We start from the raw sequence: 7,603 nt of genomic DNA on the forward strand, positions 1-7,603 counted from the left end.
AGAGGCAGTGTGCCGGCAATCAGGGCGCACGCCGATGCAGAAAGCGTTCCGGCCGGCAGGGTTCCAGGGCCACATGCACCTTGCCCATGACCAGCTCCTCGCTGGCAAGCCGGCCCGCGATCGCCGCCAGTGTCACGCCTGGATGCATGCCGCACACATACGCACCGTTCACCTTCGGCAGATAGCCGATGATGGGCACGCCGTCGGCCGGCATGGGCCGCTTGCCGATGCATGCATATTGCGGCCCGATGGCATCGGCGCCGTCGAGTGCATGCCCGATGGCGCGCGCGGCGCACAATGCGATTGCCGAGGCCTGGTTTTCGTCGCTATCGTCGATATAATCTTGCGCGGCGAGCAAGGTGCCGTCGTCCGCCTGTCTTGCTTCCATTTCGTGGCTGGAAATGATGCTGCGTATCAGGCCACGCCGCGCAGCGTAGCGCATGAAAACGGCGGGAGATGCATCGAACAGGCAGGGCCAGGTTGAATTTCTCGCGCAGCACCGTGATGCCGCTGCCGGCCGCCAGCACCACCAGGTCGGCATCAATGGCGCCGCCCTGCAGCAGCGCAATCGGATCCTGGCCCGCGCACGACGTATTGATCCATGCAAATGACATGCTGGTCACGCCGCAGGCGATTTCGCCAGCCTCGGCAACAGTCAACCGGGCGCCGAGCCTGGCAAGGTGACAGGCCAGGCTGGCGCCGACGATGCCGGCGCCTATTGCCACGACACGTTTGGGAGCAATGCCAACCGTGCGCCATTTCTGGCGGCCGCGTTGTGCAGGACTGGGCCGGTGCGCGCAGCCAGGCAGCATGGGCCACAGTGAATGTTATTTTATCGCGTACCAACAGCATTTCCACTCTTTATTGCCGTTCAGCGCAAACCAGCTTTGCACTTGCCGATTTCCATCAATATTCCAGGCAAGATGCTGATATTTTATTGCTTGTAAAGGATGTTTCAACATGATGCTCTTGTCAATTTCATCCGCTATTTTCCTGGAACAAGGCTTCCCGAAAACCGATTCCGCTCTTGGCAATGTCCAATTCGATATATTGAAATCGATGACATCACCGTCTTTCAGCCAATAATTCTCCAGGCACCATTTATTTATACTGCTCAATATCCCGTCTTTATGCATCTTGAGATAAGGTATAGTCTTTGTCGATTTGCTCAACTTGTCAGACAGGAATGCCATCAGCTCCATGCCGAACATCAAACGCTGCTGCACTTTGTTTGTTCTGATATCCGGTATTTGTTGAAAATCCTCCTCATAAACAACGACATCCACTCCCAGGCACAGTTCGCCCTCCATGGTTTTTTCAGCGTCTTCAGCCAAGGAAAACCGGCCTTTTGTCGCCCAATTCGAGGCTGACTGCAAACAGCGCAAAACCACGAAAATATGGAAAGGCAAATCTTGATGCCTGGATTTCAAGGATAAATAAAGGCCGTCAAATTCCTCTGCAATCTCGGATGTATAAAAATAACCGGGGGAATCACTCGAATGGTAGGTTCTGGTGCTGCTGTTCATGGCCCCTTCCAGGATGAGTGACAAATCGGCGCCACGCACTGCGCGGCGCCGCCATATGGATGTTATTTGGCTGGTTCAGCCGCTTTGGCCCCGTCCGGCAACGCATAGGCAACCAGGGTATCACCCATCTTGGTGCCCAGCGAACCATGGCCGCCGGCCATCACCACCACGTACTGCTTGCCGGTCTTGTCGGAGATGTAGCTCATCGGCGTGGCCTGGCCGCCAAACGGCAGGCGCGCTTTCCACACCACTTTGCCGTTGCGCACATCGTAGCCGCGGATATAGTAGTCGAGCGTGCTGCTGAGGAAAGCGACGCCGCCGCCGGTGGTGCTCATGCCGCCCAGGCTCGGTACGCCCAGCGGCAGCGGAATCGGCACGGGCGCGCTGTCCATGGTCGTGCCATTTTTATGCATCCAGACTTTTTTCATGGTGCGCAGGTCGACAGCGGCCACATAGCCCCATGGCGGCGCCTGGCATGGGAAGCCCAGCGGCGACAGGAACGGCTTGATCTCGACGGCGAACGGCGTGCCGCTCTGCGGCTGCAGGCCCATCTCCGTGCCGCTGCCACCCTTGGCCGTGGCTTGCGCACGCGGCACCAGGCGTTCCAGGAAGCCCATGTAGTCGGGGTTCAGCAGCAGCAGCTGGCGGCCCGGATCGACGGCCGCGCCGCCCCATTCGAAGATGCCGAGCGGGCCCGGCGAGATGATGGCACCCTTGATCTTGCCCGAGGCAACAGTCTGCGGCGTAAACGGTCCTTCATAGCGGTGCTGGCGGAAGATGATGCGGCAGGCCAGCTGGTCGAACGGCGTGGTGCCCCACATGTCGGTTTCGCTGATGTTCTTCTCGGGCAGGAACGTCAGTGCCGAAAACGGCTGGGTCGGCGACACATGGTCACCGGCCGCGACGTTACCGGTCGGTACCGGTTTCTCGGGCGCCGGCACCACCAGGCTGCCGTCGCGGCGGTCGATCACATAGATGTCGCCGCGCTTGGTGGTGGCCACTACCGACGGCACCTTGCCTTTCGGCGTATCGATATCGACCAAGGTCGGCTGGCCGCCGATATCCATGTCCCAGATATCGTGGTGCACGGTCTGGTAGACCCAGCGCACCTTGCCGGTGGCCAAGTCGAGCGCGACGATGGCGCTATTGTATTTTTCGCCGTTCACATTGCGGTTGCCGCCCCAGGTGTCGGGCGTTTCATTGCCCATCGGGATATACACCATGCCCAGTTTCTCATCGACGCTGGACACGCCCCACGAGTTGGGCGAGTTGTTGGTATAGGTCTGGCCGGCCACGATCGGTTCGGTGGCGTCCGGCTTCGACGCGTCCCAGTTCCACATCAGTTTGCCGGTAATGGGGTCATAGCCGCGGATCACGCCGGACGGCTCTTCGGTCGAATCGTTGTCCGTCACGCTGGCGGCCATCACGATCATCTTTTGCGATAGCGCCGGTGGCGAAGTCGGCATCAGGAAACCGCGCTTTTTCATCGCCATGCCGTGGTACAGGCCGATCACGCCGTTTTCGCCAAAGCTCTTGCACGCTTCGCCCGTGTCGGCGTTCACCGCGATCAGGGTGGCGTCCATGGTCGGCGCAAAGATGCGGCGCGGGCATTCCAGGCCGGCTGCTTCCGGCGCCGGATTGTCCCTGGCGCGGCCCGCGTTGACGTCCCAGTACGACACGCCACGGCAGATCATGTGCTGATAGGTGGAGGCATCGCGGTTGATTTTCGGATCGTGGCGCCAGATTTCCTTGCCCGTGTCCGGGTCCAGCGCGATCACGATATTGTGCGGCGTGCACAGGTACAGCATGCCGTTCACCTTCAGCGGCGTGACTTCATTGGCAATTTCCACCGGATCGTTCGGGCCCTTCAGGTCGCCCGTATGGAACACCCATGCTTCCTTCAGCTGCGAAGCATTGGCCGGCGTGATCTGCGCGGCCGGCGCGTAGCGGTCGCCATAGCCGGAGCGGCCATAGGCCGACCAGTCGTTGGACGCCACGCCGGGCGCAAAGTCGCCCTGCGGCGTGGCCGCCATGCTCTCGGCAGACACTTCGCCATGCAGGTTATGGTAATCCTGGAACAGCGCAAATACGCCCACCAGCAAGGTTGCCCCGACGGCCGTCAGCAATGCTTTTTTACCGGAGTCGCGCGGCGCGATGGCGGCATCGGCCCGTTCGAGGCGGCGGCCAACGAACGGCAGCAGCAGCCAGACGGCGGCGGCAAACCAGATATCGAGGCGCGGCAGCAGCTGCCACCAGTCGAATTTCACTTCGATAATCGACCAGACCAGGGTGGCTGCCAGCAAAAACGCCAGGAACGAGCGCGCGGCGCGGCGGCCCTTGAGCACCAGCGCGCCAGCCACGATCATGCCGATACCGGCCACGATGTAATACCAGGAGCCGCCCAGGGTGAGCAGCCAGATGCCGCCGCCGGCCAGCACCAGGCCCAGCAGAATGAAGACAATACCGGTTACCAGCAATAGTGGTCCGGGCCGTGCGGAAGCGGAAGCAGTCATGACGATCCTTGATGAGGATGAAGTGGGAGGCGCTTGGCATGCTGCCCACGCGTCGCGGCTTGCGGCACGATGCGCAGGGGGCATCCCTGGATGCAATACTAGCGCGATATGGTATTTATCGTCAGAACACTGCGCTCTCCGGTTTCCGGCCAGCCCGACGGCAACGCAACGTCTTGCGTCCACGACTGCCCTGCCTGCGTGCCGCGAGTAGCCGCCACTTCACCCCGCCCTGCACTTCCAGCACAAAAAAACGATATTTTAAACAAATACCGCAAATAAAACATTTTTATGGCGTAAAATGAAAAGTAACAAATTCTCACACCAGGCGCCAGCATGGCCCGTTTTAGGTGCGGCGGGAACGACAGGGCGAAAAGCGTCTGTCGCTACGCTGAACGAAGGCCATTGCGAACGGTTCTGAACCGCCCGCCATGGTGCAGCCCAACTGAAATTGCAAGGAAAAGACCATGATATCCGCCTGTCGTTCGCCACTTGTTTGCCCGAGTCTCTGGCCATGAACCTTCCACCATCGAGCGACAGCGATCACGCGCCCTTGTCGGGCATGGCGCCGTATGACCAGGCACGCCTGAACGAGATGTTCGGCCACGACAGGCAGTTGCATCGCGAAATACTGGCCCTGTTCGTGACTGAAACATTCAGGCAGCTCGATACCATGATCGACGCCCTGCTGCTGGGGCGCATGACCGAGGCACGGATGCTGGCACAGGAAATCTACACCGATAGCGCCAATCTGGGACTCGGCCAGATCAGTATGCTGGCCCATCTTGCCGTCAATGCCGGCTTTGCGAACGACCTGGATGGCCAACTGCGGCTGCATGCGCGCCTGATGAACGCCCTCGATGCCTTGTCCACGGCGCTCGAAGATTTCCCGGCCGGCGGTGTCGCATGACTGCATGCAGGGAAAAAAAGCGGCCGTGTATTTGTCTAATTTGTTAAATTTGATTTTCAGACACCAGTTGCGTATCATCGGCAGCAACCATCAACCCTCTATCAAGCGCACCATGCAAACAGCAGACGTCTGTACCACCCAGAAGGCCGCCGAAATCCTCGGCATCTCGGTCACTTCCGTCCAGCAACTGGTGGAGGCCGGCGTGATCGAGGCGTGGAAAACCAAGGGCGGACACCGGCGCATTCCGATGGCGGCGCTGGAAGCCTACAAGGGCAGCGCGGGACAGGAGGCGCGGGCGCCACGTCCGGCCCGCCAGGGGGCGCCAGCCGGCGCGCCGTCCATCCTGGTCATCGAAGACAGTCCGCTCGAACGCGCCCTGTATAAAAAGCAGATCGCTTCCTGGGAGTTGCCGGCGAGCGTGCGTTTTTGCGAAAGCGGCTACCAGGCCCTGATCGAAATCACGCGCGACCAGCCCGACATCCTGCTGGCGGACATCGTCATGGCCGGCATCGACGGCTACGAAGTGGTGCGCACCATACTGGCCGATCCGCTGCTGGCGGACATGCACATTGCCATGGCGTCGAGCCTGTCGCCGGAGGAGCTGGAAAGCCGCGGCGGCGTGCCTGCGGGCGTGGTGTTCTTTTCCAAGCCCGTCAACTATGACGAACTGCGCGGCTATTTGCGCGCCTGCTGCGCGGCGCATGCACGGCGCACCCGCCTGCCGCACAGCGTCGGCTAGCCCCGGCCATCGACAGGGATTCCGCCATGCCAGCCTACAGCCATATCGATCCCGCGGTGCTGTTTCACGCCACCGGCGCCGACCCGGACATGTTTCGCGCGCTGTGCCAGACCTACCTGGACACCTCGCCGGCACTGTACCGGCGCGTGGAACTGGCCCTGCAAGGCGGCGCGCCACAAGCCATCGTGCATGGCTGCCACACGCTGCGCGGCACGGTGGTGCTGCTGGGCGCACATGGCCTGGCGAGCCGCCTGTCGGAAATGGAATTGCTGGTGCGGCAGCAAGGCGTGCCGCCAGCGGGATGGCTGGATGAAACCGCGCGCCTGATGAGCCTGGTGGCGAACGAGGTGAAGCGCAGCATGGCGGAGTACCCGGGCTGCAACCCATGAGCATGCAAGCGCGATGGTCCGCGCTGCGCCGCTTTTCCCGGCGCCGCCCGCGCCTTGCCGCGGCGCTGGTCGGCCTCACGCTGGTCGCTCTGCTGGCGGCGCGCATCATCTTCGCCGGCATGGCGCTGCGCGCCGAGGCGATCGATGACTGGAAACAGGATCTGTCCAATCTGTCGCTGCTGCTGGCGGAAAACACGGCGCAAAACATGACGGCGGCCAGGCTGGTGCTTGACGCTGTCAGCGCCGATATCCAGGCCGGCGCGCCAGCGGACGGCGCCGCACTGGCCGCGGCGGTGGGCGACGCGGCCACGCAGCGCATGCTGGTGCACAAGATCGGCGGCGCGCCGCAGATCGACGTGATTTCCATCGTCGGCAGCGACGGCGTGGTGCTCGCGTTCAGCCGCGCGTATCCGGCTCCTCTTATCCGGCTCGGTGAACGCGACTACTTCAATTATCACCGCCGCCATCCCGAAGGCGGCGTGCATGTCAGCGCGCCGGTACAAAACAAGGGCAACGGCGCCTGGACCTTCTATCTCAGCCGGCGTATCGACGCACCGGACGGACGTTTCCTGGGCGTGGTGCTGGTGGGCCTGTCGTGCGATTTCTTCAGCAAGTTCTTCCAGCGCGCCAGCATCGGCAAGGATACGGCTTTTTCACTTTACCGCAGCGACTATACCCTGCTGGCGCGCTGGCCGGCGGTGCCCGGCATGATGGGCAGACGCAACCTGACGGGCACCACCTACCGCGTGCTGGAACAGGGACTCGCGCACGGCGTCATCCAGGCGGGAACACCGCGCAGCGCCGATCAGGGACGCGAGGTCGACCGCCTGGCCGCGGTGCGCGCGGTTCCCGGCTTCCCGCTGGCCGTCAATGTCACGGTCACCGACGAGGTATATCTGAATGGCTGGCGCAGCATGCTGCGCACCATGGGCGGGGCGGCGCTGGTCGGGGTTGCCGTGCTGGCGCTGGCGCTGGCGCTGATCCTGGCGCTGCTGCGCCGCAGGGAGCGCGACATGGCGCTGGCGCTGGCCTTGCAGGCGCGCGCCGAAAAGGCCAATGCCGCCAAGTCGCGTTTTCTCGCCGTCATGAGCCACGAAATACGCACGCCCATGGCAGGCATCGCCGGCATGAGCGAATTGCTGCTGGAAACGCCGCTCGATGCGGCGCAGCGCGAGTATGCGGGCCACGTCAACGATGGCGTGCATGATCTGATGCATATTCTCAATGACATTCTCGACCTGTCGAAGGTCGAGGCGGGCCAGATGGCGGTGGAACTGCGCTATTTTGATCCGCGCGCGCTGCTCGATGAAATGCTGCAGCGGCATCAGGCGCGGGCCGACAAGAAGGGCCTGCGCCTGACGGCGCAAGTCGATGCCGGGGTGCCACAATTGCTCTGCTCGGACCGCGCGCGTATCGTGCAGGTACTGGGCAACCTGCTCGACAACGCGATCAAGTTTACGCCATCGGGCCAGGTCTCGCTCAGCCTGCGCCTGGCGCCGCAGATCGCCGGGCAGCGAGAGGTCTGCGCC

The 7,603-nt window shown here is 62.3% G+C and carries 8 protein-coding genes; 4 read left to right on the plus strand and 4 right to left on the minus strand.

What is annotated here, in order from left to right:
* Positions 1 to 19: 19 nt before the first annotated feature.
* The 4 genes from RTQ46_RS25340 to RTQ46_RS25355 form a co-directional block, all read right to left on the minus strand.
* Positions 20 to 358, minus strand: coding sequence for a hypothetical protein (locus tag RTQ46_RS25340; RefSeq protein WP_312440365.1), 339 nt, complete (start codon positions 356 to 358; stop codon positions 20 to 22).
* Positions 327 to 812, minus strand: a complete 486-nt coding sequence (locus RTQ46_RS25345) for an FAD-dependent oxidoreductase (RefSeq protein ID WP_312440366.1) — start codon at positions 810 to 812, stop codon at positions 327 to 329. The genes RTQ46_RS25340 and RTQ46_RS25345 overlap by 32 nt, the downstream gene beginning before the upstream one ends.
* Before the next feature lie 15 nt (positions 813 to 827).
* Positions 828 to 1,526, minus strand: a complete 699-nt coding sequence (locus tag RTQ46_RS25350; RefSeq protein ID WP_312440367.1) for a hypothetical protein — start codon at positions 1,524 to 1,526, stop codon at positions 828 to 830.
* A 62-nt stretch (positions 1,527 to 1,588) separates the two neighbouring features.
* Positions 1,589 to 4,039, minus strand: a complete 2,451-nt coding sequence (locus RTQ46_RS25355; protein ID WP_312440368.1) for a membrane-bound PQQ-dependent dehydrogenase, glucose/quinate/shikimate family — start codon at positions 4,037 to 4,039, stop codon at positions 1,589 to 1,591.
* A gap of 511 nt (positions 4,040 to 4,550) precedes the next feature.
* On the opposite strand from RTQ46_RS25355, the gene RTQ46_RS25360 reads away from it, so the two are divergent.
* From RTQ46_RS25360 to RTQ46_RS25375, 4 genes are all read left to right on the plus strand, one after another.
* A complete protein-coding gene (locus RTQ46_RS25360; protein ID WP_312440369.1) occupies positions 4,551 to 4,946 on the plus strand; it encodes a hypothetical protein in 396 nt (131 codons plus the stop codon).
* 112 nt (positions 4,947 to 5,058) lie between these two features.
* Positions 5,059 to 5,685, plus strand: a complete 627-nt coding sequence (locus RTQ46_RS25365) for a response regulator (RefSeq protein WP_312440370.1) — start codon at positions 5,059 to 5,061, stop codon at positions 5,683 to 5,685.
* Positions 5,686 to 5,711: 26 nt separating this feature from the next.
* The gene (locus tag RTQ46_RS25370) at positions 5,712 to 6,074 is read left to right on the plus strand and encodes an Hpt domain-containing protein (protein WP_312440371.1); all 363 of its coding nucleotides are present in this window, start codon (positions 5,712 to 5,714) and stop codon (positions 6,072 to 6,074) included.
* A gap of 2 nt (positions 6,075 to 6,076) precedes the next feature.
* Positions 6,077 to 7,603, plus strand: a 1,527-nt coding sequence (locus RTQ46_RS25375; RefSeq protein WP_312440372.1) for a histidine kinase dimerization/phospho-acceptor domain-containing protein, incomplete at its 3' end; no start/stop codon positions are given.

Origin of the sequence: Janthinobacterium sp. (genome assembly GCF_031995485.1) — a bacterium.
GTDB lineage: Bacteria > Pseudomonadota > Gammaproteobacteria > Burkholderiales > Burkholderiaceae_D > Janthinobacterium.